Source organism: Staphylococcus equorum (assembly GCF_029531845.1).
Lineage (GTDB): Bacteria > Bacillota > Bacilli > Staphylococcales > Staphylococcaceae > Staphylococcus > Staphylococcus equorum_C.
Genome location: NZ_JAMBPV010000001.1, coordinates 442449 through 468272, shown reverse-complemented (window position 1 = coordinate 468272; position 25824 = coordinate 442449). Strand labels below are relative to the sequence as shown.

26 protein-coding genes and 2 riboswitches are annotated in these 25824 nt (G+C 34.5%); of the genes, 16 read left to right on the top strand and 10 right to left on the bottom strand.

Going from position 1 to position 25824, the window contains the following annotated elements:
* Nucleotides 1–306: 306 nt before the first annotated feature.
* The 4 genes from guaA to xpt are packed head-to-tail and all read right to left on the bottom strand — an operon-like array spanning nt 307 to nt 5218.
* Nucleotides 307–1848: a glutamine-hydrolyzing GMP synthase gene (guaA, locus tag M4L39_RS02060; RefSeq protein WP_277580505.1), complete on the bottom strand. Its 1542-nt coding sequence runs from the start codon at nt 1846–1848 to the stop codon at nt 307–309.
* Between the two features lie 21 nt (nt 1849–1869).
* Entirely contained in the window at nt 1870–3336 is a 1467-nt protein-coding gene (guaB, locus tag M4L39_RS02055; protein WP_002506046.1) for an IMP dehydrogenase, read from the bottom strand.
* Nucleotides 3337–3371: 35 nt separating this feature from the next.
* Entirely contained in the window at nt 3372–4640 is a 1269-nt protein-coding gene (pbuX, locus tag M4L39_RS02050; RefSeq protein WP_277580504.1) for a xanthine permease PbuX, read from the bottom strand.
* On the bottom strand, nt 4637–5218 hold the full coding sequence (gene xpt, locus M4L39_RS02045) for a xanthine phosphoribosyltransferase (protein ID WP_277580503.1): 582 nt from the start codon (nt 5216–5218) through the stop codon (nt 4637–4639). The genes pbuX and xpt overlap by 4 nt, the downstream gene beginning before the upstream one ends.
* 249 nt (nt 5219–5467) lie before the next feature.
* Nucleotides 5468–5570: riboswitch (purine riboswitch) on the bottom strand.
* Between the two features lie 227 nt (nt 5571–5797).
* On the opposite strand from xpt, the gene M4L39_RS02040 reads away from it, so the two are divergent.
* From M4L39_RS02040 to M4L39_RS02025, 4 genes are all read left to right on the top strand, one after another.
* Entirely contained in the window at nt 5798–6211 is a 414-nt protein-coding gene (locus M4L39_RS02040) for a general stress protein (RefSeq protein ID WP_277580502.1), read from the top strand.
* A gap of 262 nt (nt 6212–6473) precedes the next feature.
* On the top strand, nt 6474–7136 hold the full coding sequence (locus M4L39_RS02035; RefSeq protein ID WP_277580501.1) for a hypothetical protein: 663 nt from the start codon (nt 6474–6476) through the stop codon (nt 7134–7136).
* A gap of 125 nt (nt 7137–7261) precedes the next feature.
* Nucleotides 7262–8293, top strand: coding sequence for a hypothetical protein (locus M4L39_RS02030; protein ID WP_277580500.1), 1032 nt, complete (start codon nt 7262–7264; stop codon nt 8291–8293).
* Nucleotides 8294–8569: 276 nt separating this feature from the next.
* A complete protein-coding gene (locus M4L39_RS02025) occupies nt 8570–9949 on the top strand; it encodes an L-cystine transporter (RefSeq protein ID WP_277580499.1) in 1380 nt (459 codons plus the stop codon).
* 113 nt (nt 9950–10062) lie between these two features.
* Here the strand turns inward: M4L39_RS02025 and M4L39_RS02020 are convergent, their stop codons facing one another.
* Both M4L39_RS02020 and nfsA read right to left on the bottom strand, forming a co-directional pair.
* Nucleotides 10063–10638, bottom strand: a complete 576-nt coding sequence (locus M4L39_RS02020; protein ID WP_277580498.1) for a hypothetical protein — start codon at nt 10636–10638, stop codon at nt 10063–10065.
* 75 nt (nt 10639–10713) lie between these two features.
* Nucleotides 10714–11469 (bottom strand): oxygen-insensitive NADPH nitroreductase, encoded by a 756-nt coding sequence (gene nfsA, locus M4L39_RS02015; protein ID WP_277580497.1) that lies wholly within the window; start codon nt 11467–11469, stop codon nt 10714–10716.
* A gap of 166 nt (nt 11470–11635) precedes the next feature.
* On the opposite strand from nfsA, the gene M4L39_RS02010 reads away from it, so the two are divergent.
* From M4L39_RS02010 to M4L39_RS01965, 10 genes are all read left to right on the top strand, one after another.
* Entirely contained in the window at nt 11636–12415 is a 780-nt protein-coding gene (locus M4L39_RS02010; protein WP_277580496.1) for a 2-keto-4-pentenoate hydratase, read from the top strand.
* Between the two features lie 361 nt (nt 12416–12776).
* The gene (locus M4L39_RS02005; protein ID WP_277580495.1) at nt 12777–14768 is read left to right on the top strand and encodes a catalase; all 1992 of its coding nucleotides are present in this window, start codon (nt 12777–12779) and stop codon (nt 14766–14768) included.
* A 533-nt stretch (nt 14769–15301) separates the two neighbouring features.
* Nucleotides 15302–15655, top strand: coding sequence for a helix-turn-helix domain-containing protein (locus M4L39_RS02000; RefSeq protein ID WP_277580494.1), 354 nt, complete (start codon nt 15302–15304; stop codon nt 15653–15655).
* 153 nt (nt 15656–15808) lie between these two features.
* The gene (locus M4L39_RS01995) at nt 15809–16741 is read left to right on the top strand and encodes a LytTR family transcriptional regulator DNA-binding domain-containing protein (RefSeq protein ID WP_277580493.1); all 933 of its coding nucleotides are present in this window, start codon (nt 15809–15811) and stop codon (nt 16739–16741) included.
* A gap of 95 nt (nt 16742–16836) precedes the next feature.
* Nucleotides 16837–17685 (top strand): ABC transporter ATP-binding protein, encoded by an 849-nt coding sequence (locus M4L39_RS01990; RefSeq protein ID WP_277580492.1) that lies wholly within the window; start codon nt 16837–16839, stop codon nt 17683–17685.
* Nucleotide 17686: 1 nt separating this feature from the next.
* Nucleotides 17687–18394: an ABC transporter permease gene (locus M4L39_RS01985; protein WP_277580491.1), complete on the top strand. Its 708-nt coding sequence runs from the start codon at nt 17687–17689 to the stop codon at nt 18392–18394.
* Nucleotides 18395–18775: 381 nt separating this feature from the next.
* Nucleotides 18776–19345: an alkyl hydroperoxide reductase subunit C gene (gene ahpC, locus M4L39_RS01980; RefSeq protein ID WP_277580490.1), complete on the top strand. Its 570-nt coding sequence runs from the start codon at nt 18776–18778 to the stop codon at nt 19343–19345.
* 16 nt (nt 19346–19361) lie between these two features.
* Complete coding sequence (gene ahpF / locus M4L39_RS01975; RefSeq protein ID WP_277580489.1) at nt 19362–20885, top strand: alkyl hydroperoxide reductase subunit F; 1524 nt, start codon at nt 19362–19364, stop codon at nt 20883–20885.
* A gap of 355 nt (nt 20886–21240) precedes the next feature.
* Nucleotides 21241–21867, top strand: a complete 627-nt coding sequence (locus tag M4L39_RS01970) for an NDxxF motif lipoprotein (protein WP_277580488.1) — start codon at nt 21241–21243, stop codon at nt 21865–21867.
* A gap of 340 nt (nt 21868–22207) precedes the next feature.
* Nucleotides 22208–22423, top strand: a complete 216-nt coding sequence (locus M4L39_RS01965; protein ID WP_277580487.1) for a hypothetical protein — start codon at nt 22208–22210, stop codon at nt 22421–22423.
* Between the two features lie 41 nt (nt 22424–22464).
* Here M4L39_RS01965 and M4L39_RS01960 read toward each other — a convergent pair whose 3' ends face one another.
* Nucleotides 22465–23043 carry a histidine phosphatase family protein gene (locus M4L39_RS01960; protein WP_277580486.1) on the bottom strand — a complete coding sequence of 193 codons (579 nt, stop codon included), beginning with the start codon at nt 23041–23043 and terminating at the stop codon, nt 22465–22467.
* Nucleotides 23044–23184: 141 nt separating this feature from the next.
* Between M4L39_RS01960 and M4L39_RS01955 the strand changes: the two genes are divergently transcribed.
* Complete coding sequence (locus tag M4L39_RS01955) at nt 23185–23550, top strand: DUF4870 domain-containing protein (RefSeq protein WP_277580485.1); 366 nt, start codon at nt 23185–23187, stop codon at nt 23548–23550.
* Between the two features lie 131 nt (nt 23551–23681).
* Here the strand turns inward: M4L39_RS01955 and M4L39_RS01950 are convergent, their stop codons facing one another.
* The 3 genes from M4L39_RS01950 to M4L39_RS01940 all read right to left on the bottom strand — a co-directional run bounded on the left by M4L39_RS01950 (nt 23682) and on the right by M4L39_RS01940 (nt 25067).
* The gene (locus M4L39_RS01950; RefSeq protein WP_277580484.1) at nt 23682–24308 is read right to left on the bottom strand and encodes a LysE family translocator; all 627 of its coding nucleotides are present in this window, start codon (nt 24306–24308) and stop codon (nt 23682–23684) included.
* A gap of 118 nt (nt 24309–24426) precedes the next feature.
* Nucleotides 24427–24741, bottom strand: a complete 315-nt coding sequence (locus M4L39_RS01945) for a DMT family transporter (RefSeq protein ID WP_277580483.1) — start codon at nt 24739–24741, stop codon at nt 24427–24429.
* Nucleotides 24741–25067 (bottom strand): DMT family transporter, encoded by a 327-nt coding sequence (locus M4L39_RS01940; RefSeq protein ID WP_277580482.1) that lies wholly within the window; start codon nt 25065–25067, stop codon nt 24741–24743. Before M4L39_RS01940 ends, M4L39_RS01945 begins: the two co-directional genes overlap by 1 nt.
* Before the next feature lie 52 nt (nt 25068–25119).
* Nucleotides 25120–25217: riboswitch (guanidine-I (ykkC/yxkD leader) on the bottom strand.
* Nucleotides 25218–25519: 302 nt separating this feature from the next.
* On the opposite strand from M4L39_RS01940, the gene M4L39_RS01935 reads away from it, so the two are divergent.
* Nucleotides 25520–25744, top strand: a complete 225-nt coding sequence (locus tag M4L39_RS01935) for a hypothetical protein (RefSeq protein ID WP_277580481.1) — start codon at nt 25520–25522, stop codon at nt 25742–25744.
* Nucleotides 25745–25824: the final 80 nt, after the last annotated feature.

Below are 25824 nucleotides of genomic sequence, written 5' to 3'. Positions count from 1 at the left end.
ACCCACTAACAATATTACCCAAATAAACATACAAAATAAATACATTATATAATTCATACAGCTACACTTTTCTTGATATTTAACTGTTCAAATACAAATTCGATAAAATTTTCACACATTATATTTGCCTCCTTATGTTGAATATTTATAGAAGTGTTTCCGGATATAGTTTACAACAACTTAAAATATATTTATATAAAAATTCCGAGCATTTTTTCAACCCAGGGCACTAAAATTATCTATCTCAGAAAATCACAAAAACACCCCCTCAAGCCTATGCCTAAGGGGGTGTTTCATTTCAAAATATTATTCCCACTCGATTGTGCTTGGTGGCTTAGATGTAATGTCATAGACGACACGGTTGACGTGGTCTACTTCGTTTACAATACGACTTGAAATCTTTTGTAAGACTTCCCAGTCAATGCGTGCGAAGTCACTTGTCATGCCATCAATAGAAGTTACAGCACGAATGCCTACTGTGTGATCATACGTGCGGTAGTCTCCCATAACACCTACAGATTGGATGCCTGGTAATACCGTGAAGTATTGCCAAATCTCACGTTCAAGACCTTCTTCACGTACAACTTGTCTTAAAATCGCATCAGATTCACGTACAATTTCTAGTTTATCTTCTGTGATTTCTCCAAGTACACGAATACCAAGTCCAGGACCTGGGAATGGTTGTCTCCATACTAAATGTTCTGGAATTCCTAATTCGATACCTAATTCACGTACTTCGTCTTTAAACAATGTATTGATTGGTTCGATTAATTGGAAATCCATATCTTCTGGTAATCCACCAACGTTATGGTGTGATTTAATTGTTTGTGCAGTTTTCGTACCTGATTCAATAACATCCGTATACAATGTACCTTGAGCTAGGAAGTCTACGCCTTCTAACTTAGATGATTCATCATCAAATACATAAATAAATTCATTACCAATGATTTTACGTTTTTGTTCTGGATCTGATACACCTTTTAATTTACTCATGAAACGTTCTTGTGCGTCCACACGAATAATGTTCATATTGAAACCTTCACCAAATTGTTCCATTACCATGTCGCCTTCGCCTTTACGTAAAAGACCATGGTCTACGAAGATACATGTTAATTGGTCACCGATTGCTTTATGCAGTAATACTGAAACTACTGACGAATCTACCCCACCGCTCATTGCAGAAAGAACTTTACGATCGCCAACGAGGTTACGGATTTTTTCAATTTCAATATCGATAAAGTTTTCCATTGACCATTCGCCTGTACAATCGCAGACGCGACGTACAAAGTTACGTAATAAATCGTTACCGAATTCTGTATGACGTACTTCTGGGTGGAATTGCACGCCATAAATGCGACGTTCTTTATCTTCGATAGCTGCATAACTCGTGCTTGGGCTATCTGCAATGACTTCAAAGCCTTCAGGAATTTCAATTACTTTGTCTGAATGACTCATCCAAACATTTTGTTCTTCTGGTAAACCGAAGAATAATTCATCAGTTTTAGCATTAATAACTGCTTTACCGTATTCGCGTTCATTGGCACGCTCAACTTTTCCACCTAATAATTTAGTTGTAAGTTGCATACCATAACAAATACCTAAAATAGGAACACCTAAATTATATATTTCTGGATCAATTGTAAATGAATCTTCTTCGTAAACTGAATTTGGTCCACCAGAAAGGATAATGCCTTTAGGGTTCAAACGTTTAATTTCATCCATACTCATTTCATGGTCATGTAATTCACTGTACACTCCCATTTCACGAATACGACGTGTAATTAATTGATTGTATTGGCTACCAAAGTCTAAAACAAGTATGAGCTCTTGCTCTTTCGCCATTTCCATAACTTTTAAATCTCCTTTGACTTAGAATGAATAATTTGGTGATTCTTTTGTAATTTGAACATCGTGTGGGTGACTTTCTGCTAGTCCAGCAGGCCCCATACGTGTAAACTGTGCTTCTTCTCTTAGTGCTTCTAAGTTTCTTGAACCAGTATAACCCATACCAGATCTTACGCCGCCCATAAGTTGATAAATTGTATCTTGTAATGAACCTTTATAAGCAATACGGCCTTCAATACCTTCTGGAACGAATTTCTTAGGTGTTTTATCTTCTTGGAAATAACGGTCATTTGAACCACTTTCCATAGCACCTAATGAACCCATACCTCTATATACTTTATATTGTCTACCTTGGAATACTTCTGTTGCGCCAGGACTTTCTTCAGTTCCAGCTAGTAAGCTTCCTAACATTACTGCATGACCACCAGCAGCTAATGCTTTGATGATGTCACCAGAGAATTTAATACCGCCATCAGCAATAATTGATTTGCCTTGTCTACGCGCTTCTGTAGCACAATCATAGATAGCTGTAATTTGAGGTACACCAACACCTGCTACAACACGTGTTGTACAAATTGAACCTGGGCCAATACCTACTTTAACTACATCTGCACCTGCATCATATAAAGCCTTCGTACCTGCAGTAGTAGCTACGTTACCTGCGATTAATGTTACCTGTGGGAATTGCTCTTTAATATGCGCAACTTGGTCTAATACGCCTTTAGAATGGCCATGTGCTGTATCGATTACTAACGCATCTACACCAGCTTCAACTAATTTTTTAGCACGGATGTCTGTGTCTTTAGCAATACCGATTGCCGCACCAACTAATAATCTACCATGTGCATCTTTAGCTGAATATGGGAATTCAAGTACTTTTTCAATATCTTTAATTGTAATTAAACCTTCTAAACGTCCTTCTTTTACTAGAGGTAGTTTTTCGATTTTATGTTTTTGTAATAATTTTTCAGCTTCGTCTAATGTTGTGCCAACAGGTGCTGTAACAAGTCCATCTTTAGTCATCACATCAGAAATTTTAATTGAAAAATCTTCAATAAAACGTAAATCACGGTTTGTAATAATACCTACGAATTGTCTATCTTCTTTACTGTTAACAATTGGTACGCCTGAGATACGATATTTACCCATCAATGCTTCCGCTTCAAAAACACTTTCTTCAGGTGTTAAGAAAAATGGATTTGAAATAACACCATTTTCAGAGCGTTTTACTTTTTGAACTTCGTCTGCTTGATCTTCAATGTTCATGTTTTTATGAATTACGCCAAGTCCGCCTTGTCTAGCCATTGAAATCGCCATTTTCGATTCAGTCACTGTGTCCATACCCGCTGAAATCACAGGAATATTCAATTTAATGCCTTCCGATAATTGAACGCTTAAATCTACTTCTTTCGGTAAAACATCTGATTCTGCTGGTAACAATAACACATCGTCAAAAGTTAAAGATTCTTTTTCAAACTTATTTTCCCACATACTAGTATAGCCTCCTATTATTTGTTTTATAGTTATTATTTCATAACTTCCGAATTTTGTTGACTCTTTATACCATTAAAAAAGAAATTCAAAATAATTGCTGAAATAGCGCCAAGTACAATCCCATTTTGAGTCAACCATGCAAATTGCTCACCCAATGCTTCAAATGCTTGAGGTACTGCACTTATACCCGTTCCTAGTCCAACTGATACAGCAATTACTAATAAATTATTTTGATTCTTAAAATTAATATTACCTAATATACTAACACCATATGCCATAACCATGCCAAACATAGCTATCATGGCACCACCCAATACTGGAAGTGGAATCATATTTGCCAATGCACCTAATTTAGGAATACATCCGCAAATGATCAATAATATAACCATGCCATATATCACATTGTTTTTTTTAGCACCTGATAACGATACCAACCCAACATTTTGTGAATACGCTGTATATGGGAAAGCATTAAAAATTGACCCTAATATAATCGCGATACCTTCCGCAGTATAGCCTTTACGGAAATCTTTACGTTCTAGCTTCTTACCTGTGATCTCACTTAATGCATGATACACACCTGTTGATTCTATCAAGCTGACTAATGCAACGATGAAGAATACAAGCGTCGCACCTAAGTCAAAACTGAAAGTTGAAAATCTAAATGGTTGTGGTAAAGCGAACCAATGCGCTGATCCGACTTGCTTCACATCTACAATACCAAATATCGAAGCTAAAATCGTCCCTACAACCAATCCTATTAAAATAGCAATAGATTTTAGAAATCCGGATGTAAATCGTTGAATTATCAAAATTACGATTAATGTCGTCGCACCAAGCATAATATTCTTAGCGTCACCATAATCTTTTGCGCCTTCTCCACCAGCTAAATAATTCATTGCAACTGGCATAAGATTGATTCCTATTATCGTAACCACACTACCTGTTACAACAGGAGGGAATAGCTTCACTAAATGTGAAAAGAATGGTGCAATAACAACAACTAAGACACCTGACAAGAATAGTGAACCATATAAGTCACCAATACCTTTTGTCTGACCAATCAAAATCATTGGCGCAACCGCGGTGAATGTACACCCCAATACAATAGGTAATCCTGTGCCAGTACCTTTCCAAACTTGTAAAAATGTAGCCACACCACACATAAAAATATCTACTGTCACTAAGAATGCAATTTCTTCTGGAGAGAAGTCTAAACTTGTTCCAACAATAATAGGAACTAAGATGGCTCCTGCATACATTGCCAATAAATGTTGTAAGCTTAAGAAAAAGGTCTTCATGCTTCGTCCCCTAGAAACGTTACTTTGTTACCACTTAAAGAAGCAACTTTACATAGTGATGAAACTGTAAGTCCAGCTTGTTCCAATCGTTCTCTACCGGGTTGGAAACTTTTCTCTACTACAATGCCAACACCGACCGTAGTTGCATTCGCTTTTTCTACAATTTCGTTTAAACCAAGCGATGCGTCGCCGTTCGCTAAAAAGTCATCTATGATTAACACGCGATCATGTTCACCTAAAAACTCATTTGAAACAATGACCGTACTTGTTGTGTTTTTTGTGAATGAATGGATATCTGCTTGAAATACATCTTTCTTTAATGTACTCGGAACTGCTTTTTTCGCAAATAGACACGGTACATCAAAATGCATTGCAGCCATGATAGCTGGTGCAATACCTGAAGCCTCTATCGTTAATATTTTAGTAATACCTTCGTCCTTAAATTGCTCATAAAACGTTTGTCCTACATCGTGCATTAACCTTGCATCGATTTGATGATTTAAAAATCCGTCCACTTTCAAAATCTTTTCATCAATAACGACACCATCTGCTTCTACTTTCTGTTTCAACAAATCCACTCGAAAAAACCTCCTCATTTTGTGTACAAAAAAATCCTAAACTAACTTAGTTTCAGGATCTATGAGTGAACTTGCAATACGAGAAGAAGCCCTTCTTCAACTTATAACTAATGCTGCTCAAGATAATTTTTTCACATTCATTTCCCAAATTATATGTAAAAAGGTTAGATTCGTGACAACAGTAGCAATAAGTGTTCTAAAACGTACACGTCTTGCTACGTTTTAAAACACATGAATTTGAATTACTTATGTATTGTATAGGTTACCCATAGTCATATCGTTAATGGCGACATGGTAGAAACTTCTAAAGCCTTATCCTTTAGATTATATGAGTTAGATAAATTATTAACTGATGATAGCAAATTTTAGCTTCATTTTCAATACACATATTACAAGTAAGCGCTTCACGACGACCTTTTTATTACTTTTTTCTCAAAATTGTAAACGTTTTCTATGGCGAGCAAATGATGTTTGTCAGAGTTGTCATTCCGTTATATAATAAAGTTGTATTCGTTTTATCTATATGTGAACTGGGTAAATACTTAATAATCATTAAAACAATGGCTGGAGGGGTTTTACATGACAGAATTTACAATTGTACAAAATGAAGAAGAATTATTACAAAAAGTTAAAGAAAAAGTTTCTGAAGGATATGATGAATCAGAGCTATCCGTTTTATCTAGAACAAAACTTCATATTGACGAATTACATAATTCCGAAGTGAGTTTAATTGCAACAAGTGGATCATTTAGCGATAAAATGGCTAAGATAATGACTGGTGAAGACGGTGAAGAGGTGGTCTTATCTCACTATGATATTATTGATGATGAAAAAGAACATTATAAAAAGGAAATATTAAACGATAAATACATTATCGTAGCTACGAGAGATACTTCTTCACATGCAGAAGTGGAAAAAACAAACGCTGCTTATGAGGAAGAATCAGTTATTGGGCATCACTATGCCGAAGAATCGAACGGACCAAAATCGTAAACATACGATTAACTTACTCATTTTGAGTCTGGAACATAAATACAATATGCTATATCGAACACATAAATTAGAGACTACACAGTAGCTGACTAGACGTTTAGTCAAACTTGTGGGGGGCGGGAATACGAAATCAAAATTTGATTTCTGTCCCGCCCTTTTTCAATTACTTAGTAATTGTTAATAAGATTCAGAACTTATGTTAATAAATTACAAATATAACTATTATGTTATAATGAACGCAATAATTTGGGGGTGTGTGTCTATGGAATTTAAAGCCGTAACATCAATTGATGATCCATTGTTCAAATCAGCTTTAAAGATATATGACGAAAAGTTTGATATTGGGTTATCAGAGGACGAACAAGTATTTAAACAATCGTTAAAAAACGAACGTACTAAAGATGATTATTTATTTTTAGTTGGCATCGAGGCAGAAAAACCAGTGAGTTTAGCTACTGCTCACTATGAAGCAACGACGAACTCAGCTTTTTTAATTTATTTAATAGCCCTCGATCAACCTAACCATGATGAATTAATCAACCTAACACTGAAACGTATGGAAAAAGAAATTAATAAATTATCTAATCAACTCCATGCTCATGATGTTAACTTCATCATGTTGGAAGTTCCAAAAGAACCTGAAGAAGTGTCTGAAGATGAAATAACTATTATGGATAACAGACGTCAGTTTTTATTCGAAAATGGTTTCGAAAGACAATATGATATCGATTATTTAGCACCAAGTCTGAAAGGTTTTTCAGAGGGACGACCTATGGATTTGTTTATTAAATCTAATATCGAATTAACCAAAGATATTTATGGACCAAGTATTAAATCAAATTATATATTAAAGTATGTATTTGCTAACAGAATATCTAGAAGTGTTATTTATCCTCTACTAACAGAAATGGATTTGCGTAAATGATAGCAGGCACCACTTGAAATCACTGTTAAAACAGTTTAGACTAACATAGAGGTAAGACTGACGTTTCACTAACCGAAGACAAACGTCCGTATACATAAATCACTTATATGAAAGGACTTATTACTATGTTAACTAAAGAATTTGCACAACGTGTAGAGCTAAGTGAAAAACAAGTCCGTAAAATCGTTCAACATTTAGAAGAGCGTGGTTACCAACTTAGCAAAACAGAATACCGTGGCCGTGAAGCTACAGATTTCAAAGAAGAGGATATTGAGCTTTTCCAAGAGATCGCCGAAAAAGTTAAACAAACAAATAGTTATGATTTAGCTTTCGAAGAATTGGAAAAAGAAAAAGACTTCTTACAAGTACTTGTTAAAGAAAATGACAGTAATCTACCTACTGACCAAAATGTTTCTAAACTTGTGGACGACTTACGTTCTGAAATCCAAAAAATGCGTGACGAACGTCAAATGCTTGGACAAATGATTAACCAAGTACACCAACAACAAAATGAACTACATGAAATGCAAAACCAAATCACATCAAAATTAGACGCTAACACTGAATCATTAAAAGCTATCCAAACATCAACAGATGAAATTAAAACAACGCAAAGTGTGATTCAAGATTCACAAAAAGAACAATCAGAACTTGTGAAATCTAATGTGGAAACAGACCATATCAGTGCTTCTACAGGTACCACTGCTGGTAAAGGTGATAAGTTAACTGATAATACTACTGAACAAGCTTCAGCTGCTACACATCCAGCTAAAGACAGTAAAGTAAGTACTGAAAACACTTCAAACCCAGTTCAAGTAGAAGATAGTGAGATTACACAAGTTGGTGCTCAACCATCTACTGTAGCTAAGCCAGCAACTGATGATAGTAAAGCTACTACAAGTGAGACTGCTAAAGAAACTGACACAACGAGTACTTCAATTACAGCATCATCTGAAGAAAAAGATACAACTTCAGTTGATAAAACTAAAGATGACTCGGTCCAAAAAACACCAGACAATGATCATGCTACTGACATAGCATCATCTAGTGAGCAAGAAGCAGCTTCAGAGCAAACACACGCTTATGAATCACCACTTGCTAAAGAAGAACCAAAAGATGAACGCAAAGGATTTTTTGCTCGTTTATTCAATCTATAACAAATACTGTAATTTATTTGAGCCATCCCAACAACCAAGGGGTGGTTTTTTAATATCATTATCCAATATATAACCTTCTGATCTATCCCTATCTATACCACGTGAAAACATCTCCACAGCAGGGTCTCACTGCCTTTCATTATTGTCAGAATATAAAGTCATTTTCATTTTCAAATTTTCTTGCGAAATAGACTTGAATATTATCAGTTTTTCTAATATCCTTAGTATGCTTATCGGAATTAAAAAATTAAATTAAGAAAGTGTAGGTCCTTCTTTATGTTATTAACAATCCTTAACATTATCATTTTTGTGGCCTTCCTCATCGGATTATATGTAATGGCTAAAAGACACGTATCATTTCCAAAACGTGTTTTCAGTGCTTTAGGCGTAGGTATCATTTATGGTATTTTCATTCATCTAATTTATGGTGTGGATTCTACGATTACTAAACAAACAACAGACTGGTTTAGTATTGTCGGAGATGGCTATATCGCATTATTACAAATGATAGTAATGCCTTTAATCTTTATTTCAATCGTTTCAGCTTTCACTAAAATTCAAATTGGAGAAAAATTTGCTAAAATTGGCATTTATATTTTCATATTCTTAATCGGCACAGTGGCTATCGCAGCTATTGTTGGTATTGTATCTGCCCTTGTTTTTGGCTTAGATGCTTCATCTATCGACTTAGGAAATGCTGAAAGTTCAAGAGGTAATGAACTCGCAAGTCAGGCTAAAGGCATGGCTGCCAATACATTGCCACAGCAAATCTTAGAATTACTACCAAGTAATCCATTCTTAGATTTTACAGGTCAACGTACAACTTCTACTATTGCAGTCGTTATATTTGCTGCATTTATTGGTTTTGCATTCTTACGTGTAATGCGTAAACAACCTGAAAGTGGGCATATCTTAAAACGTGGTATCGATGCATTATATAACTTAGTAATGGCTATCGTAACGTTCGTGTTACGCTTAACACCTTATGGTATTTTAGCAATTATGACATCAACTATTGCTACAAGTGACTTCGGTGCAATATGGACATTAGGTAAATTTGTGCTCGCATCTTATGCAGCGCTTATCGTAATGTATATCATTCACTTAATTATTGTTACCGGCTTAGGCTTAAACCCTATTACTTTCGTTAAGAAAACGGGTGAAGTATTACTATTTGCCTTTACATCTCGTTCTAGTGCAGGCTCATTACCACTTAATGTACAAACTCAAAAAAATCGTTTAGGTGTGCCAGATGGCATCGCTAACTTCTCTGCCTCATTTGGTTTATCCATCGGTCAGAATGGTTGTGCGGGTATTTATCCAGCTATGTTAGCGATCATGGTAGCACCCGCTGCCGGTGTTGAAGTTAACTTACAATTTATATTGGCAGTTATCGGTGTTGTCATTATTAGTTCATTTGGTGTAGCTGGTGTTGGTGGCGGCGCAACGTTTGCCTCAATCATCGTATTATCTACACTGAATTTACCCGTAGCCCTTGCTGGTGTGTTAATTTCTGTAGAACCATTAATAGATATGGGCCGTACTGCATTGAACGTTAATGACTCTTTACTTGCAGGTACAGGTACAGCTAAACTGACAGACAACTTAGATAAAGACGCATATAACTCAGAAGAATATGGCGAAATTACCGGCTAATCAGCCTTTAACCAGTACCATCATTAATTATTCAAACTATGATTAAAATCAAAAATATAAAAACCTTCCCAAACCGTGTCGTTTCACATTGTTTAGGAAGGTTTTTATTTTATTTAGTATTCTGGTTTGAATGGCCCCCAAGTGATTCTTTCTTTACCGTCTAGCGGAATCGCATCAATTTCTTTCGATACATCATCAAACCATTTTAAAAAAGCTGGGTCTTTTTCCAAATACGCCTCAACGCTTTCTTGCGTGATATCATGTAAATACCAAGCCTTACTCTCAAATTCATATTGAATTTGAGCATATGCTAATCTAGCCTTATCTACGCTATCGTATAAACAATTCACTTGTTTCACTAAATTTGGCGCTTGTGAAACGATGCTACCTAAAATAACCTTCTTATGGGTTTCATTATTCAAGTCATTCCACATTCTGAGTTGACCATCCATTTGAAAAAATAAATCGATTGTTGAATCTTTCTCATCAAAGGTGATTAAAATAAATATGCGTTCAGCTGTATGATCTACTGAATTGATTGCTGTAACTAGAACTTTTTGTGCCATTTTCGCCCAATACTTTTGTGCTTCCTCCGGGGTTAGTTTGTTCTCTGCTGAATAAATATATTGATTATTTATGTCACGTTCATCAGTCTCATGCATTTTTTTTCTAAAAAATCTATTAAACATGCTCAACTTAACCAACCCCTTTCACAATGTAATGAGTTTATGAAAATGAAACACTTTAGTTATCTTGTTATTATATTATTTTCTTATAAAGCCTGATCTGTTCAATTGATCTAACATGTCCAACCTTTGTTTTGCACTCATAAAATTCGCGATTTGATTAGACCATGTTTCAGTACGTTCCCCGTTCGTGCGTGATTTATAATAATCACTTACGGTTTGATCATATGTTTGTAACGCTTCTTTTTGCTCGTCCTTATCGCTATTATATCTATCACGATGAAAAACATGCTCAAATGGCAAACGTGGTTTTGGGCTGCCATCTTCTTCATCTTCAGGAATACCAAGTGCCATACCGAATAGTGGGAAAGTATGTTCAGGTAGGTCTAACACCTCTTTGACTCGCTCGACATCATTTCTTAACGAGCCTAGATAAACGATTCCATAACCCATATCTTCTGCTGTAGCAGCGATATTTTGTGCTACTAACGTTGCATCTATCGTACCAACGAGCAGGCCTTCCGCAGATTCAAATGATGTCTCCATGTGATGTTTTGAATCTTCATTTACTATTGAATGTCTATAATAGTCCATTACAAAAACAAATAAATAGCCATTTTCTACAACATAAGGCTGTCCAGATACTTCTTTTAAATCTTCTTTTATCTCACGATCTTCTATACCTATAATGGAATAGGTCTGTAAATAACTAGAAGTTGAAGCACTTTGCCCTGCCTCAACAAGTTGTTTAATATGCTCTTCTGAAATAGGCTCTTTCTTAAACTTTCTGACTGAATGGTGTTTTTTCAATAAGTTGTACACGTGATCAGACATGCTATCGCTCCTCTTTGTGTAGTATATCCATAGCTTACCAAAAGCATATTTTGATTGCTTATATTATGTTTACCCATTTTCTACCTTTCTTAAAAGATTTGAAAGTAATTAAGTTTATGGTTAGTATAATAGTAACAATATTCTGAAAAAGGAGTGCTAATATTTCATGACACAAGCCAATACAATTGTTGTAGACGCATTGTTTGAAGCCTTTAAACAGCACGAACCCATAGACTTTATTAGTAAAACACACACTATCAGTGAACGAGAAGCATATCAAACACAAGATTTACTTATCGATAAACTCCAAGACGTTGATAAATCTAATATAGCCGGCTATAAAGTAAGTATGACAAGTGCAGCAACACAAAGTATCGCTAATACAAACGAGCCAGCTTACGGCACAATACTTTCTTCTAAAATTGTAGAAAGTAATGGGTCCATCTCCCTTTCAAGTTTATTTTCACCCTTAATTGAACCGGAAATTATGTTTATCCTAACGGAAGATTTATCTCCTAATCCAACAAATGAAGAAATCCTATCTAGCGTTAATGTTGCGCCAGGTATTGAAATACCCGATGCACGCTACAAAAATTGGTTCCCTAATTTTACTTTAGCTGATTTATTATCAGACAATACTGCGACAGGATTAATTGTCGTTGGTGAAACAATTGAACCCTTATTATATGAAGATTTTGCAAATATCCATATGAAACTATCGTATAACGGGACAGTAGAACATGAAGGCGACTCTACCGAAGTGCTCGGTAATCCAGTTGAGTCCGTTAAATGGCTTGCACAAAAACTCGCAACACATGATAAAAAATTACACAAAGGTCAAATCATTTCTTCAGGTACTTTCATATCACCTGTCCCTGTAGAAATAGGGTCTTATAAAGCAGAATATAGCAATGTTGGACAAGTAGATGTCACATTTGTAGACTAGCCCCTCTTTCACTCACGGCACAGATTATTTCTGTGCTATAAACCATAGACAAACCAAGTGATAAAAGTATTTGGTTTGTTTTTTTATAGTTTTTTCCTTAAAATTTTTCAGTGATTTGAGTCGACCCCTGCGGGAAAATCACTAACCGAAGACTACAGGCTAAGCCTGTGCCCGTGGAAAGCGTGCACAAAAAACTACCAACAAAATCAGTGACTTGTTGATAATCTATCACTTACAATCCTCTCGCAATGCATAAGATAATTTAAAAATCATTTAAAATAATTTATTTAACCAATAGATATGTTTCTCTTTACCGTAACGTGGAAAACACTAAATATACGTAAAAATAGGGGGTATTTTAATGAGCAACAAAAAGAAAGATCAATTAAATGAAGTAGAAAAAAACAATGACGATAAAGCAATGACGACTAATAATGGTGTCAAAGTAAGTGAAGATGAAAACACGCTAACTGTTGGTGAACGTGGTCCTAGCTTATTAGAAGATTTCCATTTCAGAGAAAAAATCATGCATTTCGATCATGAACGCATTCCAGAACGTGTTGTCCATGCCCGTGGCTTTGGTGCACATGGCGAATTTCAAGTTTATGAAGATTTATCGAAATATACTTCAGCCGACTTTTTAACTCACCCCGAGAAAACAACGCCAGTATTTGTTAGATTTTCCACAGTCCAAGGTTCTAAAGGTTCTCCTGATACAGTAAGAGATGTCCGTGGCTTTGCGACAAAATTTTATACAGATGAAGGTATTTTTGACCTAGTAGGTAACGATATACCAGTATTTTTCATACAAGATGCAATCAAGTTCCCAGATTTAATTCACGCAGTAAAACCGGAACCACATAATGAAATGCCTCAAGGTGGTACCGCACATGATACCTTTTATGATTTCTTTGCCCAAAATCCTGAATCAACACACACAACAGTATGGGCTCTGAGCGATCGCGGCATACCAAAAAGCTTCAGACAAATTGAAGGTTTTGGTATTCACACATTCCGCCTGGTTAATAGCGAAAGACAATCTTACTTTGTTAAATTCCATTGGAAACCATTACAAGGATTAGAGTCTCTCGTATGGGATGAAGCACAAATGCTACATGGTAAAGACGTCGATTTCCATCGTAAAGACCTTTATGAAGCTATCGAAAAAGGCGATTATCCTGAATGGGAATTAGGCCTACAAATTATTCGTCCAGAACAAGAGTTTGACTTTGATTTTGATATTTTAGACCCTACGAAGATTTGGCCTGAAGATGAAGTTCCAGTACAAAGAGTTGGTAAAATGACGTTAAACCAAAATGTTACGAATGTGTTTGATGAAACAGAACAAGCCGCATTCCATCCAGGACATATTGTGCCAGGCATCGACTTTTCTAATGATCCATTATTACAAGGACGTTTATTCTCCTATACAGATACACAAATCACAAGATTGGGCGGTCCAAACTTCAATCAAATTCCAATTAACCGCCCTGTAAATGAAGTACACAACAACCAAAGAGACGGCATGCATCAAACAAATGTAAACAAAGGACAAGTTGCGTATCATAAAAATGCGCTGAATCATAATGACCCTCATACTACACCGAAAGAAGAAGGTGGTTATGAGCACTACCAAGAAAAAGTTGAAGGCCGTAAAATTCAAAAACGCAGTGAAAGTTTCAAAGATTATTATAGCCAAGCCAAGCTTTATTTAAACAGCCTCACGCAACCCGAATTCGATCATACAGTAGATGGCTTTTCATTTGAAATTGGTATGTGTAAATCGGTCATGGTTAAACAAAATGCTGTTAACCAATTAAACAAGGTCGACCGTACATTAGCCGAACGTATAGCTAAAAATGTAGGCGTGGAAGTGCCTGCAGAAAACGAAGAAGTTCAATCAGACGCAAAAGATAGCAAACTAACAATGGAAAAATTCGATATTCCGTTAGCTGGACATTCTGTAGCTGTCGCAGTAAACGGCGAAATTAGCGCTGATACGCTAAAATCTTATGCTAAAACATTCACTGAAAATAAATTAAACTATGCATTTGTGGGACAACATCCTAAAGATATCTCAGAAGACTATGGTATTACTGAAACATTTGATACTGCTCATCCAACTTTATTTGATAGTTTAATTGTACTTTCAGATGGTAGCGACATGCTTCCGCCTGCCGAGGAGTTTGCAGAACTCACTTATAAACACAATAAACCATTAATCGTTAACCAAGCAGCTGCGACAAATTTAGCAGATGCCAAATTGAACCTAGAAGCAGCTGGTGTTTTCATTTCGGATGACCCTAATACAATTGTGCAAGCTTTTGATAGAGCAAGATATTGGGATAGATAAAAATTTCATAATTAATTATTAGCTTCCTAAGTAATAACTTAGGAAGTTTCAGAACATAGATAAACCAATTGCTATAAAAGCATTTGGTTTGTTTTTATATATTATCTTTTAAATAACCATTGTTCGTTATTTAATACTTCTGAGAATGGTTAAATTATATTATTTGGTGTTAAAAAATGGCAGTGATTTGGGCCGACTCCTGCGGAAAAAGCACTAGCCGAAGACTAAAGGCTGAGGCTGTGCCCGCGGAAAGCGTGCACAAAAACTGCCAACAAAGCCGCAGATTTTGCCACTGCCTAAGTTATAACTTAGGCAGTTTTTTATTATAATAGAAAATAATGGGTATTATTACATTAAAGAGATGGTTCATAAATTCCTTTTAATATAAGCCAATATTTTACATATTTCATTTTTAAAAAACATATTAAGATGATAGTAACACGATTGCAACCTGTTGTTGCGGCTGAAAATAACATTAGGTTCGTGACACTGAACATGTAATATTTTACCCTTAAATAAAGGATGTGGTTGGTATGGAAATCGGGACAAAGATTAAAGAACAAAGAGAACAAAAAAATTGGTCTCAAGATGATTTAGCCGAAATACTTAATATTTCACGTCAAAGTATTTCAAAATGGGAATTGAATAAAGTCTATCCAAGTATTGATATGTTAATTAAAATGAGTGATCTGTTCGACATTTCATTAGACGAACTCATTAAAGGAGACAAACAGCTGAAAAATACAATTATTGAGACATATCAGCAACCTGTTTCAGATGATAAAGAGAAACATTCTATGAATGGTTGGGAATTCTTAGCAGGTTACTGGTGGCTGTTCTTCCCTGTTGCTGCAATAATTTGGTGGATGGTAGGATCATTCATGTAATTAAGTACTAAAGCCTTCTTTGGTAAATTTATATTCCCAAGGAAATATAAGACCTATTTATTGTATAAAATAGGTCTTATTCCATGAAAATATCACACATTATCATTATAGCTTGTTATACTGTTTTATAAATACACAATAGGAGTATTATTTATGGTTAAACATATAGAATTATTTGTAAAAGATAATAGATTAGTTGAACTTCAAAATGATTTAGCTACTATTGTCACAGAAGATGAGTTTCAAAATTCGATTATAGAACTCAATCAAGATACGAGCGGTTTTAAGACTTACACGCTTAAAGCTCCACTACCAGAACGACTATCAGTAAGAGAAATCATTAAATTTTGGTGTAAGTGGTACGATTCAAAATTATCTTTAGATACAGTACTTTATGAATGTAAGTTATTCCCTTTCAATCATAAGAAAATTAAAAAGCTCACAACTTCCGAACTTAAACTCGTACATTTAGCAAAATTATTCCTTGTACCTGAAACGAAATTTATTATTAAAGAACCTTTACAAAATCTCTCTATTGAAACAAAACACACCGTACTCAACTTACTAAATGAACTCAGCAAATATAATTCAATTATTACGCTAACTAATCACACAGAAGAAGCATTACTTATCAGCAACAATTGTTATCGCCTTACTGAAAAAACATTTAAACCTATAGAAACGTCACAATATGAACCAAATCATCAGCAAGATATAAGCGACAGCAACCAATTAGAGCGTCAACAAATCAAGCGTCTAACAGTTAAAACCAATGAAAAAACGTTGTTTTTAGATCCCATCGACATTGATTACTTAGAAGGTCAAGATGGCAAAGTTGTTATACATGTAGGCAATGAACAATATACCCATGATACGACTTTACAAGCTATTGAAACGATTATTGTTCCTTATGGTTTTTATAGATGTCATCGTTCTTATATCGTAAACTTACAAAAAGTTAGCGAAATTATTTCTTGGTCTAAAAACAACTATTCAATACGACTCAATAATACTAAAGAAATGCTCATTCCTTTATCTAGGCAGAAAGCAAAAGAAATAGAACGATTTTTCAATATTAATGAGTAACAATTCAACACTTATACGTTACACTTCACCTTCTTTTGAACGTCAGATGCGCGTGAACACGCTATGCTGAAGTCACTTCAAAAGGAGGTAATTTAATGGAACATATAATTGAAATGAATCATGTAACAAAGGCATTTAAAAACAAAACGGCCATTAAAGATATGAATTTCACTGTAAAAAAAGGAGAGATTTTTGGTTTTCTTGGTCCTAGTGGCTCTGGGAAGACAACAACAATTAAAATGTTAACTGGAACATACGATCCGTCTGAGGGCAGTCTAAATGTTCTTGGACACTATGGTTCTGAAATAGGTACAAGCAACTTTATGTCAAAAATTGGTATTCTTACAGATCACAGTACAGCTTATGAACGCCAAAGCATTTGGGATAACTTAAAATTATTCGCAAAACTTAACAACCTTCCATTACAAAAAGTTGCCGAAGCTTTAGAATTTGTTGGTTTAACACAGGACAAAAAATCATTATTTAAAAACTTGTCTGCTGGCATGAAGCAACGTGTGCTACTTGCTAAAGCCATCATACACCAACCTGAGTTATTATTTTTAGATGAACCAACAGCATCTTTAGATCCTATGACAATCCAACACGTGCATAAAGGTCTTAAAACATTAAATGAACGTGGAACAACGATATTTTTAACAACGCATAATATGGAAGAAGCAAACGCATTATGCGATCGCGTGGCTTTTATAGAGTCAGGTGTACTCAAAGAACTTGATACACCAGAGAACTTTCGTTTTAATCATGCAAATCATACAATTAAAGTCATTCATAATAATAATCGAGAAAAAACATTACCCATGACTAACGAATCCGCACAATATATTACAGACATGCTCGAAGCAAATGACTTAAAATACATTTCATCTGATTTACCAACACTTGACGATGTTTTCTTGAAAATCACTGGAAAGGAGCTTGTTTAGTATGAATATCACACGCTTATCAGCACTCTTAGAGAAAGACTTTAAAGAATCTATACGTAACCCTTCCATTATTTTCATGCCGTTAATCATCATATTAATCAGTATATTTTACAGCATCATTCCGACTGCAAATTCAGGTCAAAGCGCACCGACTATAATGCAGTTCATCATAATTAACATGGCATTTGTGTTCGTTGCTACCTCACCTCTTATCACTATGATTTCCGAGGAAAATGAAAAAGGAACCTTGAAAGGCTTAGTAGAATCACCAGCATCTAATATTGAAATATTGTTATCTAAAGTCATCATCATTTTTATCATCACTATCATTACGACTATCATAAGCTTAATAATTGTTAACAATAACGTGAATTTTGATTTCCAAACTTATTTAGGTCTTGTAGTCATGCTATGCTTTTACCTTGTACTTGGTTTAGTCTTTGGCTTGTTGTCTAACACCGTTGGTACTGCCACAACATTAATGATGGTACCGTTCATTCTCTTTGGTATGACACCAATATTTAACACTCTAGAAGGTGTTATAAAGTTAGGCTTTTTCGACAAAGTACTGGAAATATTACCTTTCGGGTTAATTTTAGAATTAGAAATCGATAAGGCGAGCTTGAATCTACTGTATCTGTTAATTTGGTTTATTCTTGGTATGGTGTCGTTGTTCATTGCTTATAAGTATAAATTTCGTAAACGCTAGTCGTTCACAAAATTGTAAAAATTAGTCCAAAGACTATATTAGCAACGTTTTTAAACCAATTTAATAAATAATAAGCCTTTCTTCTCATTTTCATATGTTTAGTTGAGAATTGAAAGGCTATTTAATATGTGGAAAGGTTATAGTAATTATGTAAACGCTCTCTTTTCCATTCACATTTCCACTTATCAATAGTAGCCCAAAAAGCACACATAGAGCGTTATTTTACACTTTCGCTATATAACCCTTCATCGTTGACGAGAATATACGCGCATGTAATAATAGAAAGTGAAAGATTAGAATTATTACAATTAACAAAATATAATAATCTACTTAACTAGTATTCTAATCAAATTTAGTTAATAAATCAGGAGGAAGTTTTTTATGTCTTTAATTAACAAAGAAATTTTACCATTCACAGCAAATGCTTATGATCCAAAACAAGATGAATTTTTCGAGGTTTCAGATGAAAACTTAAAAGGTTCATGGAGCGTTATTTGCTTCTACCCAGCAGATTTCTCATTCGTATGTCCAACTGAATTAGAAGATTTACAAGGACAATATGATAAATTACAAGAATTGGGCGTAAACGTGTACTCAGTTTCAACTGATACGCATTTCGTACACAAAGCTTGGCATGACCATTCAGAAGCAATTAACAAAATCCAATACACTATGATTGGTGACCCTTCTCAAACAATCACTCGTAGCTTTGACGTATTAGATGAAGAATTAGGCTTAGCTCAACGTGGTACTTTCATCGTAGATCCTGACGGTGTTGTACAAGCTGCTGAAGTTAATGCTGACGGTATCGGCCGTGACGCAAGTACATTAGTACACAAAATCAAAGCAGCACAATATGTACGTCAACACCCAGGTGAAGTTTGCCCAGCTAAATGGGAAGAAGGTTCAGAAACATTACAACCTGGTCTTGACTTAGTAGGTAAAATCTAAGGAGGCATTGATTTAAATGCTTAATGATCAGCTAAAATCACAATTACAACAATTACTTCAATTAATGGAAGGTGACGTTGTACTAAGCGCAAGTTTGGGTTCAGATGAAAAGTCTAAAGAATTAAAAGCATTATTAGATGAAGTAGCTGAGATGTCATCTCGCATTACTATAGAAGAAGTTGACCTTAAACGTACGCCAAGCTTTTCTGTTAATAGACCTGGTGAAGAAACAGGTATTACATTCGCTGGTTTACCTATGGGTCATGAGTTCAACTCTCTTGTTCTCGCCTTATTACAAGTAAGCGGTCGTGCACCAAAAGAAGAACAAGCAGTTATAGATCAAATCAAAGCTTTAGACCGTCCTTTACATTTTGAGACTTTTATTAGTTTAACTTGTCAAAAATGTCCCGACGTTGTTCAAGCTTTAAACTTAATGAGTTTAGTAAATCCTAATATCACGCATTCTATGGTAGACGGATCTATCTTTAGAGAAGAATCTGAAGACATTATGGCCGTTCCTGCAATCTTCTTAGATGGAGAAGAGTTTGGTAACGGACGTATGACAGTTCAAGATATTTTAGCAAGCTTAGGCAGCCAAGCAGATCCAGCCGAATTTAACGACAAAGATCCATACGATGTATTAATTGTCGGAGGTGGACCTGCTAGTGGTAGTGCAGCAATTTATACTGCGCGTAAAGGTTTACGTACAGGTATTGTAGCAGACCGCATCGGAGGTCAAGTCAACGATACCGCTACTATCGAAAACTTTGTCACTGTTAAGGAAACAGACGGTCCTAAATTTACTTCAGCTCTCGAAGATCATATTAAACAATACAATATCGATGTAATGACTGGTATTCGTGCTAGCGATATTGAAAAAACAGATAACGGTATTATTGTCACTTTAGATAATGGTGCACAATTAACAAGTAAAACTGTTATCATTTCAACAGGTGCACGTTGGCGTAAGCTAGAAGTACCTGGCGAAGAAGGATTAATCAATAAAGGGGTTGCATTCTGCCCACATTGTGATGGTCCTTTATTCGAAAATAAAAATGTTGCTGTTGTAGGTGGCGGTAACTCTGGAGTCGAAGCTGCAATCGACTTGGCAGGTATCGTTAAACACGTAACGTTACTTGAACGTAACGCTACGCTTAAAGCAGACAACGTATTACAAGAACGTTTGGCTTCTTTACCAAATGTAACTATAATTAAAAATGCTCAAACCACTGAAGTTTTAGGTGACAGTGCAGTAACTGGTATTAAATATCAGGATAAATCACTTGGCGAAGACCATACTTTAGAACTCGAAGGCATTTTTGTTCAGATTGGTTTATTACCAAACACTGAATGGCTTGATAACTATGTTGAATTAAACCAAGCTAAAGAAATTGTAATTGATCGTAAGAATGCTACAAGCATCCCTGGTATTTTCGCAGCTGGTGATGTTACTGACGATCGTAATAAACAAATCATTATTTCTATGGGCGCTGGCGCAAATGCAGCATTAAACGCTTTTGATTATATCATCAGACATTAATCCCGCCCCTATCATTTAATAATACAAAAAAGGAGAACCGCTATGCGGTTCTCCTTTTTGTATACCGTTTCCTTCTGAATCTGAGTATAACCATTATATTCTTATATCTATGTGATTAACCATTAACATTAGCTAACATTTTAAAATGAAAATCTAATGAATTTTTAAATTTATATAGCAATTATCGGCTTTTACCATTAATTTGTTCAACAGATTGTGCGTTTATTATTCAATTCATCATACAAATCGATAGCACTACATGATACGCTTAAGTTATAATTTTCTAAGAACATATGTAAACATACAATGGGACTGTTAAAATAGAACGACTATTATTAAAGGAGCAATATTATTTATGAAGAAAAGTGTAATTTTATCGTTAGTTTTGATGCTAACTGTCTTACTCGCAGCATGCTCAAATGGTAATACAGAAGATGATGAACAAGATAAAGGGAATGAGCGCAATGCACCTAAAAATGTAAAAAAATTGGCTGAGAAAGATATCTTCCATTCAGATAAAAAGGGTGAAGATATTAGTGAAGATGAAATGAATAAAGCAATCAAAAAATATTTGGATGTTAACTCACTTATTATTGATAATAAATATCTCATGCAATATAAGTTAGATAAACAGATTGGCACAGATACAAAAATCACTGATGCACAAGAAAAACGTTTATCAAATTTATCGAATAATGCAGTTAAAAATGATCTTCACTTCAAAAATTTCGTAGAAGATAACAACATTCCGAGTGGCTATAAAGATAACCTCGATGAAATTATCGATTATTTTACATCCCTAAACAGCACAATCAAACATGTTGATAAAGAAATTGAAGAAATAGATTACCAACCTGATAATAAACTCAACGTTGTTGATGTTCCTGCCAAAGTTGCTGGAAACGTTAATCATAAAAAGCAAAAATCAATTAAGAAATTCCTAGATGAAAAAGGGATTGAGAGCGATGCAGTAGATAAATAGATGACAAATACTTAAATCTAAAGCACTACGCTTTTAGCATTTGTGTCAAAAGATTGTTGTTTTAGCGACATGCTTGTTATTTATGTTTCACATTATTAGTCAAGGTTACAAAACGATGACATGTCACTTTTCCGTGATGGCAAAGGCGTTAAGCCATTTTTCACTCATTCATTGACAGACTTTGACTTATTCTCGTAAAAAACCTTACATGATTGTAAGGTTTTTTAATATGATTATCCTGTTTTTCTCAAAGCTTAATTTGTTAAGATAAATACAAGTTAAGAAATACGTTATTAAAAGCACAGTCGCTCATTAATAATTTTAAGGAGGCCACACCATTATGATATTAACTATATTAATAGGTGCCGTGGCTGCTATTTTCATAGCTTTTAATCTCTTTGAGAAGAAAGAAAAATATGGCGTCGTTTCTTTTAAAACAATTGCGTTAAGTGTAACTTACGTCATACTGGCTGTTATTGTCGGGAGTTTTTTAGACAATATCAATACATTATTCCAAGGATTTCATGATAGCTTAATAGCAGCTAAAAAATATTAAACCTGAACCGACAACGTCGTAGTTCAGGTTTTTTGTTTATCTTATATTTCAAGTTCATAAGGTACACAGTTTTCTATTTTTCTATCAATTACAGTTTCTTTCGTTTCATAACGTAAGTAAACAAGAAAGCATCTGATTACGACTTGATGCGCAACAATTGCGATAGACTCTAAAGACGAATCCAGTTCATGTTTGAAAAATTGTTCAACACGCTGTAATACATCCGAATAACTTTCTCCTTCGGGTGCTTTTTGTGTGAAACTATGGCGAAAAGCAAGTAAATTCTCATCATTAAAATAAGCATGATATTCCGGATTTCGTTCAATTACATCTACCATTTTACCTTCAAAGATGCCTAAAGAACGCTCTCTTAATAAAGGTGTTACACTCGCTGGGATGTGCTTATCAAATATTGCATTATATGTTTGTCTCGTGCGAGTCAAATCAGATATATACACGTGCTCGATATTCTTTTTTTCAAAGTAGCTTTGTAGCAATTGGGCAGAATACGCACCACTTTCTGTTAAAGGAACATCTAATTGACCACAAAAATATTTTTTACCTTGTTTTTTATCATAATTCGACTGTGACTCTCCATGACGAACTAAATAAATTTTCATATTTATTACCTCTTCTCTATTTATCATCCAATATTTTATTATTCTTTTTAACGAAGCTTATATCTTACAATACTGTTAGATGAAGCAATATATCTATATTTCAATAAGTATTCTTGTTATTATCCAAGTGAGGTGATACAAATGAGCGAAAAAATGTTACATCATGACACACAAAGTGGTCGTGTATTAGCAGCAGTCAGTTATTTCAGTATATTCTTTGCACCAATTATATTACCTATTATCCTATGGATTTTTGCTGATAAACCCGCTTCAACTCATGCGGCAAAATCATTAGTTTATCATATTATAACGTATATTGGACCAATTCTATTAGTTTTAAGCGCAGCATTCGGAACTACAATTATCGATCAACAGAATACTACAATTGCAATAATAGCAATTGTAGTGGCAATCCTTCTATTAGTTGTAACGATTTGGTACACAATCAAAAATATTTATCGTGGTATCAAGGTATTGATTTCTGAAGATGCTTATTTCCGTCCATAGAGCATTGAGGTTTTCTAGAAACTATATTTAGAAAAGAAGCTGAGGCATAATAATATGTCTCAGCTTCTTTTGTTATTTTGGCAGTAGTTGACTGAATTGAAAATGTATTGATGCTAAGCTTTTAAGTTAAATTAGCTACTTTTACTAAATAATAAACTGATAGATAAACTAATGAGGATGGCACCTACCGCATAATCAAACAACGCTTTTATTTTTCTATTTCCAAAAAGTAATTTGATATATTGGAATATGTATACGCAAAAAATAAACCAGATGAGAATAACCGTTGTTACTATTGCAGATAATATTGCAATTTGCGATGACACACCCTCACCAGCAGTTATAAACTGCGGTAATATACTTATGTAATAAAGTAATGCTTTAGGGTTTAATATTGTGCTAATAAAACCCTGTCTATAAGAACTTAAATAACTAATCTGTTGTGCTTGCATTTGGGATGTTGAAAAATTCATGCTTTGACGTGCACAGATGATACTTTTAATTCCTAAATAAATCAGATAACACGCACCTAAAATTTTAATCATTAGAAAGACATAATACATATTTGCCAAGATAAATATAATACCAAATACTGCTAATAAAGAATAAACAACGTGGGCAGACGTAATACCTAACGCAGCCATTGCACCATTCCCTTTACCTGAAGTGATCGAATTTTTCATTACTACAAAAAAATCTGGACCAGGAACAATAATAATCATTAATGTAATCGTAATAAATGCTGCAAGTCCTTCCATTACATGCACCTCCATCTTATATACATCGTATCAATTACACTATGTCACCGCAATACACCTAGCCCATATTTCTTATCGTCAACTGATTAGAAATTCCCTTCTCTTTATCACTTCGACATCAACTCAATAATTTTAAACCAACTGTACTAGTTAATATGACTGCAATACAAATTATTCTTTTGATGTCCGTAGACTCTTTATAAAAAACCATACCTAATATCGCTCCGCCCACTGCACCAATACCTGTCCAGACCGCATACGCTGTACTCATAGGCAATTGAGTCATTGCCATAGATAAAGCTAAGAAACTCAAACTAAAGAAACCTATCAATCCTATGACAGCTGATTTTTTTCGTGTATGCACATACGCATTTAGAAAAGTAATACCTAACATTTCAAACATACCTGCAATGATTAATAATATCCAAGCCATTATGCTTCTCCCCCTTTATCTGGTGTTACTAATTTCAAACAAATCACACCTAAAAGTAGTGTCAAAATTAAAATGATTTTTCCATAATTAACTTCCTGACCAAAGAAAGCAAAGTCAAATACGGTAACCCCCGTCGTCCCCAGACCAACAAATACTGCATATGATGTGCCCACCGGTAACAGCTTTGATGCATCTATAAGCAAATAAAAGCTCAAAAATATAGCTATAATTGTTAACGTCCATTCAAAAGCTGTCGTGGCATGTGTTAATCCTACGACCCAACCAACTTCAAATATTGATGCGATAATAATTTTTATCCAATTCATTCATATTCCTCCTATTAAAATAAAAAAAGCCCGAGAGATAGTCATCACTACTATCTCCCAGGCTTTTATCCTTCCGTGTCACATTTAACATGTGGCTTCCTCTCGGACCAGACCAATATTAAGCGTTGCGGAACCCTAGAAAGCTTTTATTTAATTCTCTGTATCATATCAATTTATCCTATAGACTTCAAACTTCCCCTTTTATTTTTCAAACTACTTTAAAATTATTATTATTTAAAAACGCTTACAACAAACGATTTGGTGTTTATTTACATTTTTATTTTAAAAAGTTTTATTTTTTCGAGTCATTACCCTCTACATTTTATAAAATTTAATGTATACTAGATATCAGATTAGAACAATTACAATCTAATTAGTTAATCAATGAAATAAATTCTCAATTAAACCAATCCAACTATTGGATTAAAATATTAAAAAAGTGAGGGATTACTATGCAATTATTAAATTACAAAATGCACAATGATGAACTCATCGCAACAGTATTATCCGATAAGAAGCAAGTGTTCAAATATACGTTTGATGTAAATACGCCGGAATATGAAATCTTAGATGTACTTGAAGAAATTAATGAATATGTAGACAATGGTCACCATCCATTAGGTTGTTCATTACTAAAAAATTATACACACGCGGATGTGAGTCACAATAATCTATAATATTGATTACACTCCAAAAGATGAGTATCACTGTTAACTTTGAAACAGTATACTCATCTTTTATTTTTGCTTATTTAATC